24 protein-coding genes are annotated in these 26,101 nt (G+C 46.8%); 14 read left to right on the forward strand and 10 right to left on the reverse strand.

Features of this window, described 5'->3' with window-relative positions; all coding sequences use genetic code 11:
• Positions 1–179: 179 nt before the first annotated feature.
• The 8 genes from BCU12_RS15345 (at position 180) to BCU12_RS15380 (ending at position 10,527) form a co-directional block, all read left to right on the forward strand.
• The gene (locus BCU12_RS15345) at positions 180–707 is read left to right on the forward strand and encodes a YbhB/YbcL family Raf kinase inhibitor-like protein (protein WP_102405129.1); all 528 of its coding nucleotides are present in this window, start codon (positions 180–182) and stop codon (positions 705–707) included.
• 21 nt (positions 708–728) lie between these two features.
• Positions 729–1,508, forward strand: coding sequence for a response regulator transcription factor (locus BCU12_RS15350; protein WP_102405130.1), 780 nt, complete (start codon positions 729–731; stop codon positions 1,506–1,508).
• Positions 1,509–1,693: 185 nt separating this feature from the next.
• On the forward strand, positions 1,694–2,644 hold the full coding sequence (locus BCU12_RS15355; protein ID WP_198599348.1) for an ABC transporter six-transmembrane domain-containing protein: 951 nt from the start codon (positions 1,694–1,696) through the stop codon (positions 2,642–2,644).
• Complete coding sequence (locus BCU12_RS15360) at positions 2,641–3,843, forward strand: efflux RND transporter periplasmic adaptor subunit (protein WP_102405131.1); 1,203 nt, start codon at positions 2,641–2,643, stop codon at positions 3,841–3,843. Before BCU12_RS15355 ends, BCU12_RS15360 begins: the two co-directional genes overlap by 4 nt.
• A complete protein-coding gene (locus tag BCU12_RS15365; protein WP_102405132.1) occupies positions 3,843–6,986 on the forward strand; it encodes an efflux RND transporter permease subunit in 3,144 nt (1,047 codons plus the stop codon). Before BCU12_RS15360 ends, BCU12_RS15365 begins: the two co-directional genes overlap by 1 nt.
• On the forward strand, positions 6,983–7,960 hold the full coding sequence (locus BCU12_RS15370) for an AraC family transcriptional regulator (protein ID WP_241909846.1): 978 nt from the start codon (positions 6,983–6,985) through the stop codon (positions 7,958–7,960). Before BCU12_RS15365 ends, BCU12_RS15370 begins: the two co-directional genes overlap by 4 nt.
• A gap of 136 nt (positions 7,961–8,096) precedes the next feature.
• Positions 8,097–10,001, forward strand: coding sequence for a methyl-accepting chemotaxis protein (locus BCU12_RS15375; RefSeq protein WP_102405133.1), 1,905 nt, complete (start codon positions 8,097–8,099; stop codon positions 9,999–10,001).
• Positions 10,002–10,278: 277 nt separating this feature from the next.
• Positions 10,279–10,527 carry a hypothetical protein gene (locus tag BCU12_RS15380; protein ID WP_102405134.1) on the forward strand — a complete coding sequence of 83 codons (249 nt, stop codon included), beginning with the start codon at positions 10,279–10,281 and terminating at the stop codon, positions 10,525–10,527.
• A gap of 6 nt (positions 10,528–10,533) precedes the next feature.
• On the opposite strand, the gene BCU12_RS15385 is transcribed toward BCU12_RS15380, so the two are convergent.
• Entirely contained in the window at positions 10,534–11,148 is a 615-nt protein-coding gene (locus BCU12_RS15385; protein ID WP_102405135.1) for a LysE family translocator, read from the reverse strand.
• A gap of 101 nt (positions 11,149–11,249) precedes the next feature.
• Positions 11,250–12,167: a LysR family transcriptional regulator gene (locus tag BCU12_RS15390; protein ID WP_102405136.1), complete on the reverse strand. Its 918-nt coding sequence runs from the start codon at positions 12,165–12,167 to the stop codon at positions 11,250–11,252.
• A 397-nt stretch (positions 12,168–12,564) separates the two neighbouring features.
• On the opposite strand from BCU12_RS15390, the gene BCU12_RS15395 reads away from it, so the two are divergent.
• Positions 12,565–13,767, forward strand: a complete 1,203-nt coding sequence (locus BCU12_RS15395; protein ID WP_102405137.1) for a multidrug effflux MFS transporter — start codon at positions 12,565–12,567, stop codon at positions 13,765–13,767.
• A 214-nt stretch (positions 13,768–13,981) separates the two neighbouring features.
• On the opposite strand, the gene BCU12_RS15400 is transcribed toward BCU12_RS15395, so the two are convergent.
• From BCU12_RS15400 to BCU12_RS15415, 4 genes are all read right to left on the reverse strand, one after another.
• Positions 13,982–14,950 (reverse strand): DUF2860 domain-containing protein, encoded by a 969-nt coding sequence (locus BCU12_RS15400; RefSeq protein ID WP_102405138.1) that lies wholly within the window; start codon positions 14,948–14,950, stop codon positions 13,982–13,984.
• A gap of 241 nt (positions 14,951–15,191) precedes the next feature.
• Entirely contained in the window at positions 15,192–15,479 is a 288-nt protein-coding gene (locus tag BCU12_RS15405) for a Bor family protein (protein WP_102405139.1), read from the reverse strand.
• Between the two features lie 89 nt (positions 15,480–15,568).
• Positions 15,569–16,900, reverse strand: a complete 1,332-nt coding sequence (locus BCU12_RS15410; RefSeq protein ID WP_102405140.1) for an ATP-binding protein — start codon at positions 16,898–16,900, stop codon at positions 15,569–15,571.
• Between the two features lie 98 nt (positions 16,901–16,998).
• Positions 16,999–17,706, reverse strand: coding sequence for a response regulator transcription factor (locus BCU12_RS15415; RefSeq protein ID WP_102405141.1), 708 nt, complete (start codon positions 17,704–17,706; stop codon positions 16,999–17,001).
• 159 nt (positions 17,707–17,865) lie between these two features.
• Here BCU12_RS15415 and BCU12_RS15420 point away from each other — a divergent pair, with 159 nt between their 5' ends.
• The 3 genes from BCU12_RS15420 to BCU12_RS15430 all read left to right on the forward strand — a co-directional run bounded on the left by BCU12_RS15420 (position 17,866) and on the right by BCU12_RS15430 (position 21,141).
• Positions 17,866–18,483 (forward strand): alpha/beta hydrolase, encoded by a 618-nt coding sequence (locus BCU12_RS15420; RefSeq protein ID WP_102405142.1) that lies wholly within the window; start codon positions 17,866–17,868, stop codon positions 18,481–18,483.
• Between the two features lie 263 nt (positions 18,484–18,746).
• On the forward strand, positions 18,747–20,153 hold the full coding sequence (locus tag BCU12_RS15425; protein WP_102405143.1) for an MATE family efflux transporter: 1,407 nt from the start codon (positions 18,747–18,749) through the stop codon (positions 20,151–20,153).
• Entirely contained in the window at positions 20,146–21,141 is a 996-nt protein-coding gene (locus BCU12_RS15430; RefSeq protein ID WP_198599349.1) for a GyrI-like domain-containing protein, read from the forward strand. The genes BCU12_RS15425 and BCU12_RS15430 overlap by 8 nt, the downstream gene beginning before the upstream one ends.
• A gap of 164 nt (positions 21,142–21,305) precedes the next feature.
• On the opposite strand, the gene BCU12_RS15435 is transcribed toward BCU12_RS15430, so the two are convergent.
• Entirely contained in the window at positions 21,306–21,914 is a 609-nt protein-coding gene (locus tag BCU12_RS15435; RefSeq protein WP_241909847.1) for a CIA30 family protein, read from the reverse strand.
• A 5-nt stretch (positions 21,915–21,919) separates the two neighbouring features.
• A complete protein-coding gene (locus BCU12_RS15440; RefSeq protein ID WP_102405145.1) occupies positions 21,920–22,192 on the reverse strand; it encodes a DUF3081 family protein in 273 nt (90 codons plus the stop codon).
• 230 nt (positions 22,193–22,422) lie between these two features.
• On the opposite strand from BCU12_RS15440, the gene BCU12_RS15445 reads away from it, so the two are divergent.
• Positions 22,423–23,163, forward strand: coding sequence for a transporter substrate-binding domain-containing protein (locus tag BCU12_RS15445; protein WP_102405146.1), 741 nt, complete (start codon positions 22,423–22,425; stop codon positions 23,161–23,163).
• Positions 23,164–23,235: 72 nt separating this feature from the next.
• On the opposite strand, the gene BCU12_RS15450 is transcribed toward BCU12_RS15445, so the two are convergent.
• On the reverse strand, positions 23,236–24,138 hold the full coding sequence (locus BCU12_RS15450; protein ID WP_102405147.1) for a LysR family transcriptional regulator: 903 nt from the start codon (positions 24,136–24,138) through the stop codon (positions 23,236–23,238).
• A gap of 192 nt (positions 24,139–24,330) precedes the next feature.
• Between BCU12_RS15450 and BCU12_RS15455 the strand changes: the two genes are divergently transcribed.
• Positions 24,331–25,329, forward strand: a complete 999-nt coding sequence (locus BCU12_RS15455) for an NADP-dependent oxidoreductase (protein ID WP_102405148.1) — start codon at positions 24,331–24,333, stop codon at positions 25,327–25,329.
• Between the two features lie 79 nt (positions 25,330–25,408).
• Here BCU12_RS15455 and BCU12_RS15460 read toward each other — a convergent pair whose 3' ends face one another.
• Positions 25,409–25,888 (reverse strand): DUF1456 family protein, encoded by a 480-nt coding sequence (locus BCU12_RS15460; protein WP_102405149.1) that lies wholly within the window; start codon positions 25,886–25,888, stop codon positions 25,409–25,411.
• Positions 25,889–26,101: the final 213 nt, after the last annotated feature.

Raw genomic sequence — 26,101 nt, forward strand, 5'->3', positions numbered from 1 at the left:
CCCCGTTTTCGTAAGACACACTCCCAACGAAGATTTCAACCCCATATTTCCACCAAATATAAAAGTAGACAATAAGTTTCACTTTTGCTTATTTTACAGCTAAATTTGACACTTAATGTTGATTAAAGATAACCATGAATGAATACACTTATCTCAACATAGAGAAAAGGAGTACCACCATGAAAACAATCACTACCGTATTCGCCCTAACCCTCATTGCAGGATCAGCGCACTCATTCGAACTAATGAGCAACGACATTCGAGAAGGCCACCCTATGGCGAAGACCTTTGAATATTCAGGTTGGGGATGCGATGGCGACAATGTCTCACCACAACTTGAATGGGAAAACATGCCAGACGGAACCAAAAGCATTGCGATTACCGCCTATGATCCTGATGCCCCGACAGGCAGTGGTTTTTGGCATTGGATTGCATACAACATTCCCGTTTCAACGACTGAACTACGACGTGGCGTCGATCTTGGAAAAATTGGTGGAAAGAGTTTACGCATTGATTATGGTTCATATGGTTTCGGTGGCGCTTGCCCACCAGAAGGAGACGGTATGCACCGTTACCAATTTACCGTCTGGGCACTGCCTACCGATAAGTTGAACTTGGGCCCAGATACACCAGCAGCCGTTGCAGGCTTTACTCTTAACAAAATAGCGTTGGATAAAGCAACGTTAACCGCCACTTACACGAGATAATTAAACCAATAAGGGGGAGTGATGAATCATCCATACCAAGTGACTGTTTTTCGAGCAGAAACGCTTCAGAAACTTCGAAACGTAAGAGTCCACTCCCCATGCCTCATTCAAATAATGTCCGGCAGTAAAAGGCTCTACTGGAAAGACACCACCGTTGATCTCGCTCAGTCTCAGCTCTTAATAAGCGAAGCCTCTGCGTCTCTGAATTTTGAGAATCTGCCGCAGAAGGGGCTGTTTCAATCTCGAGTATTCAGTTTTCAATACACCCCTTGTCAATCAATGCTGGAGTTAAGCTTAAATAAAGAGAAAGAGTCAGATTCTCCCATTCTTGCCATGGATAATGCCCTGCTAAGTTCTCTGAACGCCTTGTTCTCATTTAATCAGTCAGAAATGAGCCAGCAAACGCAAACATTTTGGCTGATGGGCCTCTACCAACAGCTTGCCGAAAAAGGCTGGCTTCATAAAATGTTCCCAAACCGTCACGCGTCACTCACCCAGAAACTGAGCCAATACCTGTCACACTCGCCTGGGGATGATCACCCGCTTGAATCCATTGCCGACCGCTTTGCCATGAGTCGCGCCACCATGATGCGTAAGCTGAAACAAGAAGGAACACAGTACCGCGAACTACTGGCCGAAGTTCGGCTTAACCATGCATTAAGGCTAATGCAAAATGATCAATACAGTGTCGCGCTCTTGTCTCAACTGTGTGGGTATCAATCGGAAGATCGCTTTAGCCAGCGATTCAAGCGTAAGTTTGGCCTCACGCCGAAGTCCTACATGAGAACCATCAAGGGCTAAACGCTTCTTTCATGTTCTCCTCAATCGTCTTTGATACAAGTCGCCCAAAACGGCTGTGATCGCATCAAGATTTCTCAAAGTCGGTTAAGCCCATCCCCGCCAAATTGAAGTCAGCAATCTGAGACACTTTTTTTATACTCATGTGAATGATACTTGCTCTAGGTTAATAAACTGGAGCACAGGTAGTGCCTATCTCGACTGAATTTACTGTCAAAGCCATCTTGAAGCAGCATAAGAAAAAGGTGACGGTCACTTGGCTTATTGTCGCACTAGAAAACATGCTATTGGTGCTATTGCCACTGTTCATTGGCTTTGCGATTGATAGCCTAATCATTGGCCAGCTCAAAGAGCTTTTCATATTGGCGGGTTTGCTGACCATTTTGATTGCTGTCTCTGTTCTTCGTCGCTTTTACGATACTCGCGTGTATGGGGCCATTCGCGTTGAAATAGGCGATGCGGTCGATAAGCAGATGGTCAGTGACCCACACACTCAACAAGACATCTCAACGCGCAACGCTCGTCTGGACATGTCTCGTGAGTTGGTCGACTTCCTCGAAAACGATATTCCGCCTTTGATGACGGCGGCCATTCAACTGGTCTCATCCATCGCTATTCTTACGTACTTCCATCTTAATCTTGGCGTCAGTGCCCTCATTGCAGGCACGGTCATGCTCGTGATCTACGCCCAATTTCATGACTACTTCATTCGCTTGAACCACTCTTTAAACAATCGGATGGAGCACCAAGTCGACGCGCTATCACGCCAACCCTATCGGGGCATTCGCCGTCATTTGGAACGAATAAAAACTCGAGAGATCTTGATCTCTGACGCGGAAGCTATCGTCTATGGTTTGATATTTTTAGTGCTGTTCGGTTTTGTCATTATCAACCTTTGGTTGACGACGCTGATCAGCCAACCTACCGCGGGCGAGATCTTCTCTATCGTGACCTACTCTATCGAGTTTCTAGAAGCCGCGATCTTGCTGCCCATTACGCTACAAACCTTTTCTCGACTCACTGAGATAAGCCAAAGGCTGAACCAGAAACCAACCAACTCTGACGCAGAGAATCCATCTAGCGCTCACCCATCAAATCCAGTCAGCACTCGCAAACCATCACAGGAGACAATGTCATGAAAATAAAATCGAAACTGCCAATCCTGTTCAGCGTTTTGTTCATCGCATTCGCTCTGTGGCTGGTTGACTTGCTAGAGCCCGAGCCATCGCCTACGCAAACTGTCCTAACGCAGAAACAGCCAGTAACCGTGACCAAACCACTTCCTCAACCTCATCAACCGAGCTTAACGTTATTAGGCACAACCAAGGCGCGCTGGCCTGTCGAAATAAAGTCACCAACCAATGCAAAAATCGTCTGGATCGACGAGACGCTTGAGCCAGGCAGTTTGATTCATGAGGGGGATGTGCTCGCTAGAATCGACACCACACACCTGCAATCTGAAGTGGCTCAAACGCGCAGCGCACTGCAACTCGCCAAACTCAACCTTTTGCAGCAACAGCATGAGCAGACGGTCGCACTAAAAATGCTATCAAAAGAGAACAGCTCTAAGTTCGCCAGAAGAGAGCCGCAAATAGCGTCTGCGAAAGCGGATCTGCTGCAAGCAAAAGAGTCCCTTGCCAGCAGAAAGCAACACCTAAATGACGCCACCATCACGGCGCCATTCGATGCCATTATCCTCAGTCGAAGCGTGAGCCCTAGTCAGCAGCTTGATGTGGGAGACTCTCTCTTTACTTTGGCCAGCAGCGCCAGCTTAGATGTTGCCCTGCCTGTACCAGAACAGCAGTGGAGAACCATCACTTCCGCTCTTAACGCGCCCGATATTTCCATTACAGACAAACAAGGAAAAACATGGCCGGCAGACGTGCGCTACATCGCCCCACAAGCGGATACCTCAAGCCGTCAACGCCAAGTGATGCTGTCAGTTCAACATCCCTACTCAGAGTCACTTCGCCTGTTGCCGAATCAGCAAGTGGAAGTCAACATCTCACTCGATCAGCAAGATTTCGTTGTTCAAGTGCCATTAAGTGCCATTACCCGAGACGGGCAGATCTGGACTATCAATGACAGTGATCAGCTTCTCATCGAGCCCATCCGCGTGATTAGCGAAACGCCAGACCACGCCTTCATTACTTTTAACAATCAGCCTCAAAAACCAAGGTCGGTGGTGAGCTACCCGTTGTTATCCATGATATCCGGTGTTGAAGTGACGCCAGAATATGAATACCAAGTCAGCGAACACACTCATCAACCTAAAACCAACAGCAATAAAGCGGAAAGCACACTGACTCGCGTTAGTCACACAGAGGAGCCGCAATAATGGGCTGGCTAACGAAATGGTTCATCAACAACCCTGTCGCGGCCAACCTACTGATGGTGGCCATTATTGCTATTGGCGTGCTTTCTATGGGGCAGCTGCGTGTTGAATCTTTTCCTCAGATTGCGCCTTCTAGCTTAAAGATTCAGGTCGCCTACCCAGGTGGTAGCGCCAAACAAATCGATGAAAGCATCACACAGCGAATTGAAGAGGCCATTAGCGGCCTAGGTGGTATAAAGCAGATCACCAGTGAATCTACGGCGGGCTTTTCGACGGTAAGGGTGCGAAAGACACCCTCTGCTGATCTAGATACGCTCCTTGACGACGTAAGAAATCAGGTTAACGCCGTCAGCGGTTTCCCTGTCCATGCCGAAAGACCACAAATCACACGTGATGAATTCACTAACCTTGCCGCCTTCATCATTATTTCAGCCGAACGCTCTGACAGCGAATTGCAGCCAATCGCGAGACAAGTCGAGCTTGCGCTAAAGAAACACCCCAAGATATCGCAAGTCTCTAACTGGGGTAGCCGTTCTCCTTTACTCATTATCGAGCCTGATATCAGCAAGATACAAGACCTTGGCCTGAGTTTAGAGCACCTGTCAGAGAAAATTGAGCAACACTCTCTCGAGGCCAGAACCGGCGAGTTAAAAAGCGCCAAAGGACGCATGACCGTTCGCGGTGATGGCTACGCCGATGACATAACCAAACTGAAATCGCTAGAGGTATTATCGACAGAATCGGGCAGCATTCAATTGGGTGAAATCGCCAAACTGAGCCGAAGTTATGAAGAAACGGGCGCGATCGTACGCAACAATGGTGAAAACGCAATTGCTCTGCTCGTCAGTACACGACAAAGCGACAACCTGTTGCACGTGAGCCAAGCCATTCAAGAGACCTTAGCAGCTCAACGCTCTCTGCTGCCTAACGACATTTCACTGTCGACAATGGCTGACATGGCGCCTTACATTGAAGATCAGTTGTTTCGATTGGGCGACAACGCGTGGCAAGGCTTGCTTATCGTCTTAGTTTTACTCGGGCTTTTTCTGGAGTTGAAATTGGCGTTCTGGGTCGCGGTTGGCATTCCAATCGCTCTGTTCGGCACTCTTGGTGCAATGAATGTGATGAACTACAGCGTCAACGATATTACCTTGTTCGGCTTCATTCTTGTGCTCGGTATTCTCGTCGACGACGCCGTTGTGGTGGGCGAAGCCATTCACTCTGAACGCGCAAAACTCTCTCACTCTAAACAAGCGAACGCGCGCGAGGCGGCGTGGAAAGGGGTACATTCAGTCTCGGTTGCCACGGTGTTTGGTGTGCTTACCACCATAGCCGCGTTCTCACCCATGCTGTGGATCAACAATGATTTCGCCAAGCTATTGGCCGGATTCTCTGCCGTTGTCATCTTTGCTTTGATTTTTTCGCTGATTGAAAGCAAGTTCATTTTGCCATCGCATTTGGCAGAAATGAGACTGCAACAGAACAAAACAAACATAGTGTCGCGAGTTCAAGGGTATGCGCAACGCGCCTTAGAGCGTGCGAATATGCACCTTTACAAACCCGTACTCACACTCGCCTTGCGACATAAAGCGGCCTCTCTGCTTAGCTTTATCGCGTTCATTATTCTGGCGTATGGTATGTGGTCGACTGGCGCGATTCGTAGCGCGATTTTTCCTGAGATACCAGGGCGATACGTGACGGTAAAGCTGACCTTAGAGGACGGCGCACCGCTGTCACTGCAAGGGCGTGCGTTAGACAAGCTTGAGAAAACAGCCCTCACGCTCAATCAATCGTTGAAAGAAGATTATCAGCTCAGCGAAGCGCCGTTAATAAACCTGCTCGCATGGTCGGAAGGCTACGGCAATGTTGAAGTCACCGCAGAGCTAACGAGTGAAGCCCTTACCGCGCTGCCGAGCAATCAGCTGACCAAGCAATGGCGGGCACTGGTTGGCCAAATCGAGGGCAGTTACTCTCTTGAGTTCACCTCAGCCGAGTCACCTGCCGGTGGCACTTTTGTCACCATTTCAGCCACCAATCGCGCTCTCGCTAAGCAAGCGGCATCGGAACTGGCAACGGCTTTGAGCCAGCAATTAGGCGTGGCTGATATCTATGATGATGGCAAAGGAGGGCAAGAGCAGGTTCGCATTTCACTCAATGCTTACGGGCGTCAGTTGGGATTAACTCAAGATCAAATCGCGCGTCTTGCAGGCAATGCCTTTGGTCAAAAAGAGATACATCGTTTACTCGATCAGGGGCAAGAGACCAAAGTGATTGTGCGCTACCCGAGCAGCGAGCGAATGACGCAACAGCAGCTCTTTGACACACCTATCCTTCTCCCTGATGGGCAAACGGTGGCTCTAGGCGACATTGCTACGTTTCAGTTAGAGCGTGAGCCTGAAGTACTCTATCGTCGCAACAGAGAACAAGTGGTGAATGTGTATTGGAATCAAAACCGTTCGCTACAGTCACCCGAGAAAACCATGCAACACTTAGCCAGCGATATTGAGTCTATAGAGTCTCGCTATCCTGGAGTGAGTATTAAAGCCGGGGGCGAGTTTGAAGAATTAGGCGAGGTTCAACAAGGCTTCAAATCGGCCATGATACTCACGTTATTGCTGGTGTACATATTGTTGGCGATTCCACTGAAATCTTACTGGCAACCCCTGATCATTATGGCGGTGATTCCATTTGGGTTTGCAGGCGCTATATTTGGCCATTACCTGATGGATCTTCCCATCAGCATTCTTTCCATGTTTGGCATGATGGCCATGACAGGTATCGTCATCAATGATTCATTGGTGCTCATTACCCGCTTCAATTCAGAATACCGCGCGGGCGTACCATTAAACCAAGCCCTAATCACCGCAGGAACCAGTCGGATGAGGGCCATTTTCCTCACCACGGTCACCACAGTATGTGGCCTACTCCCATTACTGAGTGAAAGCGCAGAGCAAGCGCAGTACCTAAAGCCAGCCGCTGTTTCGCTCGTGTTCGGAGAGATCTTCGCCACGACAGTGACTTTAATACTCATCCCTGTTTTGCTCGGAATAACCAGTAAAAAAACAGTGAAAACGACACAAGGCACGCTAAATACGGTCATATCAGCGCCCGATAATATAGCGATTCACGCGGAGAGATTGCCATGATAAACAGCGTGCAAGTTGCATTTGATTGGGTCAATCGCCATAGTAGAAGACACCTACCTTTGTTGGCTTCTACCATGACCAATGCATCCAACGCGCCTTATGTGATCGTGCCTGAATTTTCTCTGCTTGAGACTTTGCCTGCACACCAGAGAAAGCGTTTTGAAACGGCCCTGCAGTTAATGCATGAGACTTTGGCCGATCAACTCTCATGGGAGCAAATCGCTCAAAAAAGTGCCATTTCTGCTAGCCATTTTCATCGCCAGTTTACCGAGCTTTTCAATGAAACACCGGGGCAGTACCTAAGCCGATTTCGCTTGCAATATGCCGTCAGTTTATTAATGAGCGACAACGGCACCAATATCACTGAGATTGCACATGCATCAGGGTATTCCTCATCTCAAGCCATGGCAAAAGCACTCAAACGTGAACTTGGGCTGACCGCCAAAGCCATTCGAAAGATGAGCACATCAGCGACGCCTCGGGAAACCAATGAGTTATTGAATAAACTCGCCCATCCTGCGGGTGAAAACTCTCTCGAAAACCAACTCGTTCAAGACTTACCTTGCGAGTTGATTTGGTACCCTGAGCGAGGCATGAAGAAAGTCGAATACGCCGATTTTGATTGGGATGTCATCTTCGACACTTTAGGAGAAAACTGCACGCACTTGATCAGCGCAACCCCTATCGCAGAGCTTGAAAAGCAATGGAAAGACATCTCGTACACCATTGGAGACTGGCAAGCCTCGACCGAAGAATATGACCACTATCTCGCTGAGGGATACTACTTATGTTGCACGGCTTATCTGGTTTCAGATATTGCCTACGGAGAAACAATTGAAAAGCTTTTCGAGTACGCCAAAGAACAAGGTCACTCTGTTGATCTTTCGGGCTGTTTAATTGAAATGGTGCTCGATGTAGAGCTTGATATAATGGGTGGCGTTACCTTTATTTTTCAAATTCCGATCAAATCCTAGCTTTTGCATTTCCTTCTACTCTGAACCTCTTTAAGTACAGCCACTTTGCCCTGCAGCTTTATTGATAGATTACTACGGCAAGTTGTTTTTCTTAATCTAGACTTATAAACAGCGCTAGAGACATCAGGGAATGATTATGAAACAGCTTGGACTCAAAAAAATACTCCTTTTATCCGTCATGATTTTAGTCGGGCTTTCCGTTTCTGGGGTCAGCGTCATGCTTTATCTGCAAGAAAAAGAAGCGCTAACTGAGAGTGTAATTAACGAGAGTAAAACCTACGCGGCTTCCAAAGCAGCCATTGTTGAAACCATCATCAACGAGAAAGTCGGCGGCATCAGCAAACTCGCGCAACAGTATAAAGACAAAGCATTCAAAGGCTCCCGAGAAGAGCTCATTGAGCAAACCTTCTTTCTGGCGAATGCCATGAACCTGAACAGCGCGGTGTTGGCCTTTGAAACAGGTGATGCATATTGGAACCAAACCGCGACGGCGTGGCCCGATCACAAATTTGATGGGGATGTTAAAACGAGCGGATGGTATCAGGATGGACGACGAGCCAACTCCGTGACGGTGACGGAACCGTATTCCGATGAAGACAACGTCTTTTGGTTAACCATCATCGAAAAAATTAAGGGCGGAACAATCTCGGTCGATATGAGACTGAATTTCCTCAACGCTCTGGTTAAACAAGAAAATAGCATGGCCGGATCCACCGCGATGATCTTGAACCAAGACACTACCTTTCTCGCCTCTTCTTTTAATGAAATAACCGCAGGGACAAAAGGCAGTGACGTCGCCTGGTTCAAACACATTGCCGAACAAGCCGTCAGCAGTGAAAGTGCGCTGGTGGACTATGTTTTGGATGGAAACGACAAGATTCTCTTTTCACACCGAATTAATGCCGGCGATAAAGATTGGTATTTTGCCATCAGCATCGATAAATCGACTGCTTTTGCCATGTTAGATGAGTCTCGAAACAACGCCATCATGGTTTCTTTTATCGCCGTTTTGATCAGCATGATCTTGAGTTACTTACTGATTCAAACCCTTTACAAACCCATTCTCGTTCTTAAAGAGACCATTCTTAACCTCTCCAGCGGCGATGCTGATCTCACCGCCCGTTTAACCGTCGACTCTCATGATGACCTAGGAGACATTGCAAAAGGGGTGAACCAGTTCATTGAAAACCTACAAAACATGATGCTCGAGATCCAAGGCGTCACCACCACACTTCAATCCAATGTTGGACGAATTCGCGAACAATCGGCGCGTAATCGTGACATTTTACAAAATCACGTAAGTGAAACCGAACAAGTGGTGACCGCAATAGAAGAGATGAATGCCACGGCAGAATCGATGGCAACCGACGCCGCAAACACCGCGGGCTTGACCCAAAAAGCCAACGACACCAGTACCGAGTCACGTCGAATTGTCGAGCAGTCACAACAGACCGTGTCGGGGCTAATAGAAGACGTCAACCTCTCGGCTGAAAACGTGCAGAAAATGAATGACGAGACCCAGAGCATTAATGCCATTTTGAGCGTAATTGGAGAAATTGCAGAGCAAACCAATCTACTGGCACTCAACGCAGCCATTGAGGCGGCACGTGCTGGTGACCAAGGTCGCGGCTTTGCAGTCGTCGCTGACGAGGTACGAAATCTAGCCAGTCGAACCAAAGACAGCACGGAAGAGATAGAAGGTGCACTCGAGAGTTTATTGAAAGGAACCGATGCCGTGGTGAGATCGATGGACAACACCAAAGCACGTTGTCAGGATACGGCCAATGGCGCGGGTGAAGTGGCCATCAGCTTAGAAACCATGAGTGATTTTGTGAATGATATAAATGACTTAAGTACGCAAATCGCCACCGCGGCAGAAGAGCAAAGCAGCGTGACTCAAGAGCTGAGCCGCAACATGACAGCCATCAGTGACATCGTCGGCGAACTCGATGTGAATGGTCAAAACTCACTGAAAGACACAGAAGACGTGTCTGAAATGAACGCGCAACTGATGAATATCGTGAATCGATTCAAGATCTGATCGCTCACTCGTAACCCTTCAATCGACTCGTTACGCCGACAGTACGGTGTAACGAGTTGGCAATTTTAATCCCGTGACGAAGTATCAAATTAAAGTCTTCGATACACAGTCATCGATATACAGTCAGCTCTCACTATGCCCTTGCTGTTCATTCGATTCCAATACATTGCATTTAAGCACATTACATTTATGCACATGTATTCGAGCACAATAAGACTTGAATCCCTATCCGCTATCTCGTTAAATACCATAAAACACCGCCTCATAAGGATCACACGTGTACCTGGTATTGTACTGTCACAACATCGGCAAGACTGATTTCTCATTTTTTGAAACTGAAGACTTTGATAAGGAAGAGGGTTACATCGTACGCGGCAAATGGCCCAACGAAGAGGCCTTCAGAAAATACCTAGCAACAGAGTTTAATAATATGTCTCAGCTTCATGTTATTGATTTGATATCAAAAGGGCATGAAGCTGAAACCTATTCTGCCGAAGATTTGCTTAAGCTTGCGGAAATAGATTAATAAACACTAGATCATAACCACTACTCTGACAGCAAGAAGGATGAGCACAACACCTGACAAGCGATCAATCATCACTGCTTTTGCTCGAATGTGGTCAATGATGCGAGAGTGTGTCAGTAGCAGCGCTATCAGCGTGTACCACAAACCATCGAGCAATACTGGGGTTGCCACAATAATGGCCTTTTGGCTGAGTTCATTCCCCACGGCCACAAATTGACTGAATAGAGCCACAAAGAACAGTGCGATTTTTGGATTGAGTATTGAGATAAGAAAACCGTCTCTTGCCGATTGAAGCAGTGTGGTTTTTTCTCCTCCCGCTAGCTTCGCGGCAACACCACCTTTTGAGCGTAGCGCTTTCACGCCAATGTAAGCGAGGTACGCGGCACCCGCTAGGCTGATGGCTTGAAACAGTAACAAGCTTTGTTGCAATACGACCGCCAGGCCAACCAAACTCACGATGGCATAAATGCCAATACCAAACGCATGGGCCCACGCCGTGACGATGCCGTTCGCTCGTCCTCCGGCCAGAGAGTGCTTTGCGACAACCGCCAAACTCGGCCCTGGCGACATCGCCCCGAGTAAGCAAACGGCAAATAGTGATAACCAAACTGTCAATGTCATAGAACCTCTCCTCTTTGTTGCTAATCTAGCAACAGGTTAGCTATGAATGGAAATCAAAGATAATCATAAAGGCTATGATCTGAATTCATAGCCGTATCAACTCAGTCTCGAATTGAATATTCAGACCAACTCATGACCGCACGAACTTCCTCTCTTAACCATTTGTGACCAGAGTCGTTATCGTATTTAGGGTGCCACATCAACCAGTATTGATGCTGCTCCATATCAAATGGCAAAGACTTGTAGGTTAGAGACCCATGCTTAGTCAAATTATCAGCGATATGCTCAGGCACGATCATCAAGTGTTCGCTCGAGACCAAACGGTTGATCGCCGCAGAAAAAAACGGCACTTTCAAACTAATGTGACGAGAAACGCCCAACGCTTTTAAAGCGAGATCGGTATTCGAGTCTTTGTCACCGCCACCTGTGACCTTAATATGCGAGAACTGAAGTAAGTTATCGACGGTGAGCGCGTCTTGCTTGGCGAGAGGATGGGCATCACTCATCAGGCATACCGAGTAATCTGACCCGATATTGACGCTAGAGACCCCTTCAGGCTTTTTCTGATACATAGACGAGGCTAAATGGATGCCGGTTTCATGCAGCTTTTCAAGCAAGTCTGGCTGCCACAGTCGATAAGCAATATCTAATTGCGGGGCGTGCTCCCCCAAATGAGAGGCAATGTCTGGCAGCACGTATTGAGCCACATAATCGCTGGACGCAAGCACCACTTCACCCTGCCATTCTTTGGCATTAAATGGCTTTTCATCCAAAAAACGATCAAACTCCGACAGCAAGGCATCCAACTTTTCCTTTAGTGCAACAGCTCGCGGCGTTGCGATCAGTTGATTACCTTGACGCACTAAAAGTGGATCGCCGCATAGCTCTCTCAACTGGGCAAGTTGACGGCTGACTGCTGATTGGCTGATATGCAGTCTGTCTGCCGCTCGACTGACATGACGCTCTTCGAGCAAAATATGCAATGAACGCAGCAGATTTAGATTCATGTTATTTAGCACACTCGACTCACTTAACTTCCCTATTAACTGATACTATGTTCGATTCGGTATCCTTTCTTGGTTGTATTCTACCGATTTCGACCAAGATGCCTACCTCAGTTAACCATCGAGACATTAGCTCAAAAAAGTATCAGAGCAAAACAGCATCAGCTTGCTTCTCACACCATTAATCGAGATCGCGCCATACCAAGGTTCGTTCGACACGTAACGCCTAAGATTTTTCTCTGTTTCGCATTGACCTTAACCTAGATTGAGGTTTTACACTACTTTACGTTCAGTCAATATCAACAGGCTGTCCAACACGATAAAATGACACCGAACAGCGCACGACAACCTTTAATTTCAAATATTTATATCGGTATAGGGCGTTCAAACAAGAATCACGAGACCACATATTTTGAAAAAAACACAACCCATACTGGGTAAGAACGGCACCCTATTTTTTCTGGTTATCATCAGCGCTTTTCCACCGCTAACGATAGACTTGTATCTTCCGGCTTTGCCGCAAATGGTCGACGTACTGAACACCAACCAATCGATGGTGAACTTAACGTTGAGCAGCTACTTTGTCACTTACGCCATTGGTTTGCTTTTCTGGGGGCCGCTCAGTGAGAAGTTTGGGCGTAAACCTATCTTAATGGTTGGCATTGCAGGCTATATCGTGGCAAGCATCTTCTGCGCGTTGGCTGGTAACATCGAACACCTTATTGGGGCACGCATACTTCAAGCGTTTGCAGGCAGCGCCATTACCGTTGTCGCAACGGCCATTGTTAAAGACCTGTTCGACGGCCGTGAGCGAGAAAAGATCATGGCGACCATCATGTCGTTGGTCATCATCGCCCCAATGGTTGCCCCTGTTATTGGCGCCTTCTTGCTGCAAGTTGCGTCATGGCGAATGATGTTTGTCGCCCTGGCGTTGTTCGGCGCGTTTGCTGCAATGCTCGCCTTTTGCTACAAGGAAACGCTAGAAGAGCGTTACCAAGGATCCATGCTTCGTTCATGGGGGCGACTTGGCGTCGTATTGAAGAACCCAAAGTTCATTGCGCTATTGGCGATTTTTTCAATTCCTCCAATGACGTTGATGGGCTTTCTAGCGGCAGGATCTTATATCTACATCAATGGATTTGGTCTTACAGAGCAGCAATTTAGTTACGCGTTTGCGTTCAATGCACTCTGCGCATCGTTTGGCCCAACCATCTATATGAAGTTGTCTCGTCGCGTTCCCGCGCAAACCATCATTTCTCTTTGTTTCGCACTGCTGGCCTTGGCAGGTGTGTTAACCATGACGATAGGTAACATTTCACCTTGGATTTTTGCGCTGATCGCCGCTCCTGCGACATTGATGGTGATCACCATGCGTGTTCCTGGAACGAACTTAATGCTCAATCAGCAGAGCCATGACACCGGTTCTGCCGTGGCACTGATTCAGTTTTGCGCCATGATTTGCGGTTCATTGGGCATGTTACTGGTCTCACTTCGACCAGACAGTTTGATCGAGAATCTAGGGGCGATTCAGCTTATTGTGGGCGTGACTGGCGGGCTACTGTGGTTGCTGGTGAAAAACCGAGCGTTCGTCATCGACAAGTTAGTCAAAGCCTGATTTTGCGATTCAAGGAGGCGAAAAGCCAACACTGACTCAAGTATTGTCAACGTACTGCCTAACTCAAGTTAGACTCTGCCTACTCGGTCGTTAGTGATTTAGTACATAAAAGCCGATCGCTGGTTCGACTAAAAGTAAGAGGCTGAGACTGATTGAAAGAAGCGGAGAAGAAACTGCTCAGGGACACAGAGTCCGCTGAGCAGTCAAAGGTTCGTTAGAATAGGTAGCTCACACCTGTCCCGACCAGGTAGTCATTTTGGTCATAAAAGTTGATGTTTGAATCGACGTTTCTGTACCCAGCCAAAATATTAAAACCGACATTTTCCCAGCCTAGAAAACCGATGTATTCATAGGCTAAGTTAAGATCATAGACAAAATCTTTTCGGGTTTGGCTAAACAGCGAATTCTCAGCGTCGTAATCTGATCGTCCGTAAGCGCCATTCAGTGAAAGGCTGCTTGTGTCATTAATCATCGCCATCGCCGTCATACTTAGCGTGTACTTATCGAATGCCATCGCCTTTCCATCTGCATCAAACCGATGGTATTCGATAGACGGCATGACAAACACGGATTCACTCAGTGGCACGCCAGTAGAAACACTGACCAAATAACCACTTCCATCTCTGTTTAGCGCTGCGTTTTTATTGCCTGATAACTCGTTCTCGACATCCTTATCGTAATAGGCAATATCGCTGTCTATTCCTAATCCTGCGATGTTCTCATACTGCACACGGTAAGCGTTGCCTGATACGTCTGTTTTCTCTCTCGCGGTATTCAGCAAGTAAGGGTCAGCCCACACTTCACCTTTTGCGACGGTAGGTAGGTACGAAAAAGAGAGAGACGAGTCGCTTCCCAACGCAAACGCGTAGCCAAGCTCCAACGCGAACACACCTTCTACAATGTCGTCTCGAGACATACCAAAGAAGACTTGTTGCTGGTCGAAGTTGTAACGTACTTGGCCAAAAGGCGCCGCCATAAAGGACGATTCCGATTTACCCGCACTATTTAGGTCACTGATTTTCTCGTCACTTTCCGTACTGAGATTACTTTTGCTGCTTCCATAACCGGCAAGAAAGGAAAGCTCTCCTCCCCACCCTTGATCACTGAAGCGGCCTTCTTCAGAATCGGCTGCCACTGAATTGCTCATGGCAATGGCAGCCAGTATTAGGTAGCTACTTTTCATTATTAAACGTCCATTTATATCGTGTTGGCGACTCTGTCGTGATTCCCCGAAACGGAGAATGAATCAAGGAACTAAAGCGTTGCCGCTACGTCGTGACATAGCTGTACAAGGCTTTAGTTCCCAATGTTTTATGCTCTGATGCTGTGATTAAGACGCGATGCTGCTTTTATCTCTGGTAACGCGTCTCTCTCACAACTCGTTTTTCTGATAACACGGTCATGCACCGACCAAAATGAATCTCCTACGCTTTGCAATAAACACGAGCTTCGCGTGGGCTGTATATGCCAAAGGTGACGAATTCCAGCAGACCGTTCACAAAGGTTTTTTGAACCTCTACTTTCGCTACTTGATCCGCGCCGTGGCATACCTCAGCAGCGTCCACCTCTTTCTTCTGAGCTAAACCATCAATAAAGAAGTGGTGTGATTCGGTGATGGCGGGTTCGCTCTCTTGAGGGGTCATAACAAACGTTTGTTGAGCACAACCAGTCACAGCAAGTGAAAGGGTGGCGAGAAGTAGTAGCTTTTTCATGTTATCTCCTAAACATTGATGTGATTGGGCAGAGCGAAATAACAGCGCTTCTGCCCGCTGGAGATAATTATGTCTTGGTGACTTTGTATTTACCGTAACGATTTGTCAGCAGGCTCATTACAAACGGGGAAGCTTATTTTGAATAGAGCACCGCCTAAGTGCTCACTGTCACTCACCTCAATACTGGCATTGTGTTGCTCGCAGATTTTGTCGACAATCGACAGCCCTAATCCGTGGCCGCTTTTGGCTTTGCTTCTAGCCTTGTCTGCGATGTAGAAAGGGTCAAACAGGTGACTTCTGTGCTCAATGGAAACGCCAGGCCCGTCATCATGCACACTGATACTCACGACGTCTTTTCCCGCTTTAGTTTCGATGAGTACTTTGCTTTCGGCGAATTTCAACGCATTACGCACCAGATTATCCAATGCCCGGCCAAGCAGTTTTTTATCGGCGTTCAGCAAAAACGTTTGCTGGCTATCGGCGCGGTGAACCCGTGAATCTATCTTAAGATCGCTCTCTTTTCCCCAACGCTTTATCGCCTGATTCAGGTAGTCATCGAGTTGAACGGTCTCCAATTCAAGATCCATTTTGCCACGCTCAAACCGAGCGAAATGAAGCAATTCGTCGACCATTTGTTCCATCTCTTCCGTATCTTCAATGATGCTGTCGACTTTCGTGTTCTGCTCAGAGTCGAGAGCCGAATCCTTGAGCATTTCAGCCTGCCACTGTATGCGAAAGACAGGCGTACGCAGTTCATGCGCTACGGCATTGGTCAGTGAACGATTGCTGTCGATAAGCTGAGAAATTCTCTCTGCCATGAGATTGAATGTCTGACCCATGCTGCCTATCGTTTTACCACCCGAGATGTCAGCGCGGGCAGAAAAGTCACCCTCAGAGAAGCGCAGTGTGGCTTGCTCTAAACGCTTTACTCGTCGAAAAATAATGAAAAGGTGGCCGAACCCATAGAGCAGAAAACCGAACAAAAAGAAGCCCCAAATCAAATTGCTTTCCAGCTCGATTTTTTGTCTTACAAACGATTGTTCGTCGGGCTCATAAAGGTAGGTTTTAGAACTGTCTGTAAGACGAAACCAAAGCAACCTTTCTTCATCGTGATAAACCATTTTGTCTGCATATTCAGCGAAATAGTTTGCCACGTTATCAGGTAGAGCGTCATTACTCGAAAACGCCGTGACCTTGCTTCGAGAAGTGGCCACAAATTTATCCATCGCCTCGTGAGCCGCCTCAAGCCCCTGATTGATCGCGATATTGTCGACAAGCTCTTGATAAGCCTGCGCCTCATAATCGTCTAGAACATAATCGTAATCAGTGTTTAATTGATAAACCGTTACTTCATAGAGAAACAGGCTAAGAATAAAACAGCTGATCAGGCCAACAATGGATTCGAGATAAATTCGTCGCATGGTTTACTTCTTCCAAGGCTCAGTGTGAGCGTTCATACCGTGATGTACACATAATTAGGTGCTTAGATTGAGAGGCAGAAGAGACCATCACCACGGCATCATGACTGCCAATTAGTCGAGACAAATTGATACCCCTTGCCCCTCAGTGTCTGGATCTTTTCTGCGGGCATTTTGTCATCACCGAGCAGTTTTCTCAGCCGTACAATTTTGTTATCCACCGTGCGGTCAAAGCCATCGTACTCAATGCCTCTCAGCGCTTGAGTCAGGTAATCTCGCGACAGCGCCATATCTGGGTTGCTTGCTAGAATCCACAGAAGGTCAAATTCACTGTCGGTTAGTGGTATGACGGTGCCACCCAGCTCGCACTTTTTGTACCGGAACTTCAACGTCAGGCGTTCAAAAGTAAGCTGGTCGCCATCATCAGCGACGTCAATCGGACATTCCTGCCGTCTTAACAAGCTGCGAACCCGAGCTAACAACACTCGAGGTTTTATAGGCTTGGTCACAAAATCATCGGCGCCAGTTTCTAACCCAGCGACATGATCAAAGTCATCATCACTCGCCGTTAGCATTAAGATTTTACCCTTGAAGTTGGATCGCGTCTGTCGGCAAATTGTAAGCCCATCGCTTACAGGCAGCATCAGATCAAGCAGCACAATATCGGGTTGCTGGGTAAGTATGTACTCCACCGCTTCGCTACCATCACTTAACGTCGCTACTGAAAAATCTTGTTGTACAAAATATTCCTTTAGCATGTGTTGAAGCTTGGGGTCGTCTTCAACAATCAGCATGTTTTGTTGTGTCATTCCAGCAGTAACCTTCGTTCATCCGTAAATATTCATATGTTATATACAAATAACTTTGTCATTATTACCCATACATTCACATACGCCTAGTTACTTATCTACGCATTTAAGCAAGGTACACTGCTGTTATTAAAGTCATTCCAACTCATGAGGCACAGCATGCCACTACTTAAAACTATGGTTGTCCTTGCGTTATCATTCACCACCATCGCTTGCGTCAACAGTCATCCCAATGCGTTCAAATCTGATTGTGGGTATTTTGAACTTCAAGGTGATAAACCCCTTTCCTTTATCGCGAAAACTCCGACAGTCGCCACATTGGACGGAGTGATCTGCTCTGGCTCTTTGGATGCTTTCGACGAATTGATCGCTGAGTTTCCTCGCATTCAAACACTGAATATTAATGTTATTGAAGGCAGCAGTGACGATGAGATAAACCTGCAATTATCCAGAAAAATACACGACAAAGGCATGAACACTCATCTCAATAAAGGCGCTTTGATCGCAAGTGGGGGCGTGGATCTCTTCCTGTCCGGAAACAAAAGAACTGCGAGTGATCCTGAGCCTAAAATTGGGGTGCACAGCTGGGGATCAAGCGATGGCATGGAAGGCAGCCTGTTACCTAAATCTCATCCATTGCATGAGGAATACCTGAGCTACTATCGCTATATCGATATCAATCCAGAATTTTATTGGTATACCCTCCAAGCGGCATCAGCAGAAGACATTCATTGGATGAACGCCTCTGAAATAGCAACCTACCATGTATTCAATTAAAGGGTGGATACTGGTGCAGTGCCTGGCTTGATTATCCATTCAAATCTGGCTTTTTGGTCGCCATGCTAGGCAGTAGAGAAACACGCCTTAGGATGCTTAATGTTGTGCAGCGCAAAGCCATCGTTTCTCGTCACAATCGACGCTACGATCCGCGCCACATTACACGCTACAAACATACGGGTCTGCAATACCGCAAGAATTGAATATTTTTCGCGGCACTGCAGATCTACACTCTCGGAACTCAACGATGTTCAGGGATTAACATGTCACAGACCACTCACACGCACACAGATCCGACTCAAATAGCGGCCACGCAAGCCGAGTCAACTCAAGAACTGGCTCATACGCCGATTGTTCCTCTATTCATTCAAACGGCTGTACCCATCTGTATTGGGTTGATGATGGCTGGGCTCTACAATGTGGTCGATGGTATTTTCATTGCACGCTGGGTTGGCTCTGAGGCGATAGGTGCCGTGTCTGCGGTTTTTCCATTGCAGATGCTCATTGCGGCTATTGGCGCGATGATTTCAAGCGGGACAGCGTCGATTCTTACTCGCTCGCTTGGTGAGGGAAAAACCCAAGTAGCAGGTATCATTGCAGGCAGTGCCATTGAACTGGCCTCAATCGTCAGCCTAGTTTTCTTCGTTGTAAGCTACTGGTATCTACCGTCTATTCTTGCGTTTCTATCGGTTCCGGCTCTCTTTTACGATTCGGCCTATGCCTACGCCGCACCGATTACCATGGCCGCTTTTGTGTCGATATTTTTGCCCGTTATAACCGATATATTTCGAGCAGAAGGCAAGGTACAGATCATGATGGCATTGATCCTCACCTCGTCGATCCTCAATATCATTCTAGATTTCTTATTCATCGTGGTCTTTGATTACGGTGTTAAAGGTGCGGCGGCGGCAACGGTATTGGCCCAGTTGACGGCTGTTGGAATTGGAGGGTGGATGTACTTACAAGGTAAGACGCTAATACGCATTCAATATCGATTCAGTGTTCAACATTGGCGCACCATTGCTTTGCTTGGCGTCCCTATCTTAATGGCACAGCTTAGTATGGGGATTCAAACCGGCTTGATTAATTATCAGTTCCACCAGCTTGCCAACGAGGGATGGATCAGTGCTTATGGCATCATTGGCCGCTTGTCTGGTTTTGTTATATTGCCACTGATTGCGATGCTCATAGCGTTTCAAACGATTTGTGGTTATAACTTAGGGGCGAATGCGTTAGAAAGGGTAAGCAAGAGTATTAAGGTTGCGCTGATGTTCATGACCCTGTACGCCAGCATCATGATGGCCATCATTGTGACGATACCAGAGACATTGATGGGCGTTTTTACCACCGACAGTGACATCATTGGTTATGGCAGGATGATCGTTTATGCCTCAATATGGGGGCTGCCTTTTGCTGGGTTCACTATGATAGCAACAGGGTACTTTCAAGCAAAAGGTCAGGCAGTCTCCGCAACGTTTTACAGCAGCTTGAGAGTGGTCCTAGTGATGTCGCCACTGTTACTGATAATGCCCCAATACTGGGGACTTGACGGGATATTCATTGCTATTGTTGTCGGCGATGTCACCGCGGCGGTCATCACCTTTGCACTGTGTTCGAAAACCTATAAAAGACTCACCCCCAACAGGGAGCCCAAACTCGTCGATGCCTAGCCCCAACGCCACCTCAAGTTGGAAAACATACCAAGACCGGATTCGTCCGGTGCTTGACTATGTCCACCAGAACCTAGATCAACCGCTCACCTTAGAAAAAGCAGCAGCAATCAGCCATTTCTCTAAATACCACTTTCAACGTATTTTTAGCGTGATGATCGGTGAAAGCCTAGTTCAATACACAAATAGGCTGAGGCTAGAACGAGCGGCAAATCTACTTCTTTTTACACAAAACAGTTCTGTCACCGATATCGCCATGACGCTTGGGTTTTCAAGTAGCACCAACTTTACTCGCGCCTTTAAAGAGCACTTTGGGGTGTCTCCCGTTCAAGTGAAAAAAGGAAAATCGATATCCGATCTCAGCCAAAACCCCACTCAACAATACAACATGGACAAAATGGCGCTTGGCCATGTGCACACCATGAAGAATCAGGAGCCACAACCTGACAGCATCATTCACCCCTCCCGAATTATTCATCAGCCCAACCAACCTCTATGTATATTACGCTCAGAAAGGGGATATCAATTATCCAGCATATTTCAATGTTGGGATGACCTGATGCAATGGAGCATTGAAAACAAAATCGACGATAAAGAGGGGGCCATATTTGCCTTATGCCATGACAATCCGATTTTTACCCCTACTGAGAAATGCCGCTATGATGCCGCCATCGTCATCCGAGAGGAGCTAATCAATCAAATACAAGAACCGTTTCAGCTTGGCGAATTGGAGGGCGGGAAGTACGCTGTTTTTCACTACAAAGGGTCACCCCAAGAGATACAGAAATTCCACTTGAGCCTATACGCAAAATGGCTACCATACAGTGGTTATGAACCCGACGGTTTCCCACTGCTTGAGCACTATTATCAACCCTTTAGTGAAGCCCAGTTGGATGAAAACCATCGGCCCATGGAGCTTGATATTGAGATTAGGCTTAAGGTAAAACCGCTGAATAAGGTGAAACCGTTGAAAAAGATGACGGGTTAAAAGCCAAAGTCATGCTCACCTCCTCTACTTAATGCGCGTTAATGCGTATTAATGGCGAACGCCAAAACTCAACACTAACGAAGCATGCACCGCTATTTCAGGTGATTCTCTCGTCACTGTTACTCGTTGATCGTGAATTGCTATTAGTGACTCGCTTTCAGTATCTAGTGAATAATGGTTAATTTATACAGTTTCAATGTGAAAGGGCCTTGTTGCTTGTTCGCCACCAAAAAACCGACCTGACGAATGTGTTCAGACTGAAGCTCAGGCGCATCGGTGATCAATCGCCCGCGAAAAGAGGCTTGAAAATCGAGCAACGAAAATGATAGCGTTTGGCGAACGTTAGGTTCAGTCTTGAAGTCATGCTTGTAGGACATACGATAGCCATCATTCAGTACTGCGGCTCTTAATTGATAGGTAGATCCATCACCTTCTATGTCTATCTCAACTCGGCCCAAGCCACTAGGCAAAGCATTAATAGGCCTGTTTATTGAGGTGAATCCGCCATTGTTTTCCAGTGATACAACGCCAGAGAAAACACCGTAATTGTCGACCAATGCCATTCTCCCAGCCGATAAACCGCCCATGACGCTGTCATTAGTTACAGACCAACGCGTCGCTTCATCCTCTTGGGTAAAATCAATCATAAGGCTGCTGTCTCTGTCTTCGAATTGTTGCGAGTGGAGTGCTTCTCGGGTATCTGCCATCGCGGCGTGCGTTGCTAACAACCCAATGAATAGACTCGCGACGCGTAATAGTGAAGAGCTTTTCATACGATTTACTCGGCGCTGGAATCAACAAGGCTCATCGATTCACACAGCGCATAAAACTCATTCATCGTGTCATCATGCTCGCATCTCACCTCTAAATTACCGTGAAACATCAGAGTGACATCAAGGTCTTTATAAGAGAGCCAACAAGTGTAACCATCGTAATCATTCCAAGCTCTGATGCCAGAAAGCTCTCTCACACCCTCGGTATTTGTACCCTGGGTCGATACCAGATCGAAGATGCGTAAAAAGTCTCTCGTTACCAACCTATGCTTTCTCATTTTAAATTCCTTTTGTGGCTAACTGTTAAGTCAATACGTGACTCACTCATCAAAAGATCACATTAATCTTCAAGCTTATGCAATCAGAAAAACAATGCGTAGGTGATTGATTTAAAACAAATTAAACAACCAACGCTAGATTGCCCTATTGAACGCGATCAAATTAACTCCTCTCTAAATCCAAAATCGAACTATTATTAACAACATTGTAAATTAAACCTGTGTGATGCATGTCTAGAGCCCTGTTTCTCGTTGTCTGGTCTTTGTTCTCTTTCGATGCCATTGCACAACCGCAATATCGAGTGATTACTGAGGATTTCCGCCCCTTCGCCTACCCCACAGAAAATGGAGAGGTCGATGGAATGTCATATGAAATCGTCGATTGGCTCTTAGATGACCTAGACATAGGTACTGAAGTCGAGGTTTTACCTTGGAGTCGTGGGATTGGCCTGACAAAAACCAAAGAAAACCATGTTCTTTTCTCGGTGGCTCGCACGAAAGAGAGAGAAGATTGGTTTAAGTGGGTTGGGCCTTTTTACTCTGATGAAGTCGCCCTCTATCAGCTCAATGACCCTAAATACCCTTATAAAAAAGACATTAAAAATGAGGGCTCTATACTCGTTGCAAAGGGATACCCTGAAGAAAAAATACTGAGGGACGAAGGGTACAAAAATATCATACTTGCCGACAATACGGCGATTGCCATACAGATGTTACTCAAACACAGAGGCGATTACTTTCCTATTGGTCAGGCAGCCCTACCCTGCTTGTTGGCAAAATACAATCTAGAAGAAGACAGCCTTCGCTCTACAGACATTACCTTGCTTACGTCTCACTTGTACATCGCCATGTCACCCACCACCAGCGATGAAGAAGTAGAAAGATGGCAGAAGGCACTAGATAAAATAAAGCAAACGAGTCGTTATCAAGATATTGTCGATAACCACTCACACCATTGTGGGAATGAGTAATTTCTTTGTACATAAACCACTTAAACCACTTAAACCAAAAGTGGCTTTGACATGAATGAGAATTCTCTTGCGTTATTGTCCTTTCACCCTTGCTGTTATGAAGTCCACCGCGGCTTTCACTTTAGGCGTCGCATAACTCAGCTTCTGATAAAGCATGTAGACACCAAGGTTTGGGTTCTCGGTGATGTTCAGTGGTTCGTCAAACACTAACTCAATCAAATCTCCTCGCTCTAAATAGGGCTTCAGTACCCAGCGCGGTAGCATCACAATACCCGCCCCTTCCATCGCTTTTCGGGCTAACCATTTGCCATTGTTCGTGGTTAACACACTGGGTGCCGATACGTTTTGCCACTCCCCACTGATTTCACTCAGCCACGGCGTCGGCCCAATCGGCGTTTTAAAATACAGGCCTTTATGATCTTTTAACTCAATGGTTGAATTCGGTACGCCCGCTTTATCCAAATAGGTTTGCGAAGCGGCAGGAATAAAATAGTTATCCATTAGGTGGATGGCGACAACACGCTCATCAGGGGCGTAACCGCCTCGAATGGCGATGTCCACATCATCACGATTGAGTTTAGAGAGTTCATCACTGAGCACGACATCCAACAGCACATCGGGGTAGCGTTCTGAGAATTCATCTAGAATGGGCGTTAGCACCTGATCGCCAAAACCCACCATAGAGCTTATTTTCAACACGCCCGTGGGGGTGGTCTGATAATCACGAACCGCTTGATCACTTTGTTCAAGGTGCGCCAAGATCGTATTCACTTGCTGCAGATACTGCTGCCCAACCTCTGTGAGAACCACACTTCGCGTTGTACGAGTCAATAACTGCGCGCCAAGGCTCTCTTCTAAATCAGCAATACGACGCGACACCGAAGAAGCCGGCACACCAAATCGCTTCGCCGCTACCGTGAAATTCCCCGCCTCAACCGTCGCGGCGAAATACTTTAACGCTCTCAGTTTGTCCATACGTCACCCATTGTTTGAGCCTGAATCCAGCACCTATGGTTATCCAATACCCTATAGTAACCGTGCAAAGAAAGATATTATTGTCATTAAGGCAACATAGATTCCTTTTTTACCCACTATATACCATCAAAATCATGAGTAATAATGGTTTCATCAGCCAAAACGAATAACCAGAATGAAAAGGAACACCCCATGAGCCAATACACCGAAATCTTGCTAACCCAACGTCCAAACAACCGCCCAGTCGGCCCTCACCTATTTGAGGTGCAAACAAAAGACATTCCATCAGCAGGGCCGGGCCAAATTCTCATCAAACAAACTCACATGTCATTAGACCCAGCCATGCTTGGTTGGATGAGCCCAGACACAGACAGCTATATTCCACCCGTAGACCTTGGCTCTGTGATGCGCTCAAGCGGATTTGGAGAAATCGTTGAATCAAACCACCCTGACTTTACTGTGGGTGACAAAGTCATGGGCATGATGGGTTGGACAGAGTACGCCGTGACAAACGGGCAAGGCATTAATAAGGTTCAACCGGATATCGACCCAGAAATGGCGCTGTCTATTTTTGCTCTACCAGGGCTCACAGCCACGCAAGGTTTGTTCAACGTTGGTCAACCGAAAGCGGGTGAAACGATCGTGGTCACTGGCGCAGCAGGATCCGTAGGCTCTATTGTCGGCCAGCTAGCCAAAGCCGATGGGTTGCGCGTTATTGGTGTGGTAGGAAGCGATGAAAAAGCCGATTGGATTGTGAATACACTGGGCTTTGATGGCGCAATCAACTATAAGTCTGACGATCTTGAGCAGCAGCTCATCGACCTCACACCGAATGGTATTGATCTGTTTTTCGAGAACACGGGCGGCCCAATTCAGCACGCTATTTTCAATCGCATGAATGCCTTTGGCCGTATCATGGTGTGTGGCATGATCGCCGATTACACGAGCGAGACGCCAGCGCTTGGGCCAAACTGGATCAACATCATCAAGAAACGTATAACGATTCAAGGCTTTACCATGCCAGATCACTTTGGCGAAGTGCCCGCGCTTTTGGCTAAATTAACGCCTTATGTCATGCAGGGTAAGGTTCAGTACCGAAGCCATGTACTGGATGGTTTAGAAAGTGCCATGACAGGGTTAAACCTACTCATGACGGGCGACAATAAAGGTAAGCTGATAGTGAAGCTGTAATCTGATTTAGCCTTATAAAAACGAAAAAGCGAGAACCCGAATGGTTCTCGCTTTTTTTATTCATTGCCGAGTGATGTGCTTACCCAGCGAACTCTTCAGAGTCAGGACGATTGTTAAACTGCACGCCATTTAAAAAATCACACAACAGCTGGTCTTCACACTCTTTGTAGTTTTTGTTGTTCGGCTTACGGAAGTACGCGCCAATTTCGTATTTGCTCAGGCTAATGCCAACAATCTCTAACATATCCAAGACATCTTCTGCTTTCATGTTAAGCGCAATACGCAGCTTCATAAAAATCATGTTGTTGGTTAACGCAACTTCAGGCTTAGGCTGTTCGCCCTCTTTTTTGCCTCGCTTGACGTTAATAAAGCCATTGAGGAATACCGCTAACTCTTTATCTTTCATTTTAACGCTAGATTTTTCGCTCTCTTCTTTTAGCCAATCCGCTACCTTATCGTGAGCGACAGTGACGTCTGCTTGCTCGAAAGCTTTGATAATTTGGGCGTTCTTAAGGTTTAACGCGTGCTGAATACGACGTAAAATTTCGTTGTTAGTCACTAGGGTGTCCTAAAAAGAGTTCTGAGAGTGAATAAACACCCATCAATCTTGCACGATCGACGAGGATCTTTATTCAATAGTGTAGTTGAAGGCGACTCTAACAGAGAACATCCATTTTCGGTAGGTTTAAAATACCCTAAAGCATCCACTTCCAAGCTCAAGCACACCGTTCATATACCATTGCATTGGCCAATAATTGTGCGTCCTAATCCA

The organism is Vibrio sp. 10N.261.55.A7 (genome assembly GCF_002877365.1).
Taxonomy (GTDB): Bacteria; Pseudomonadota; Gammaproteobacteria; order Enterobacterales; family Vibrionaceae; genus Vibrio.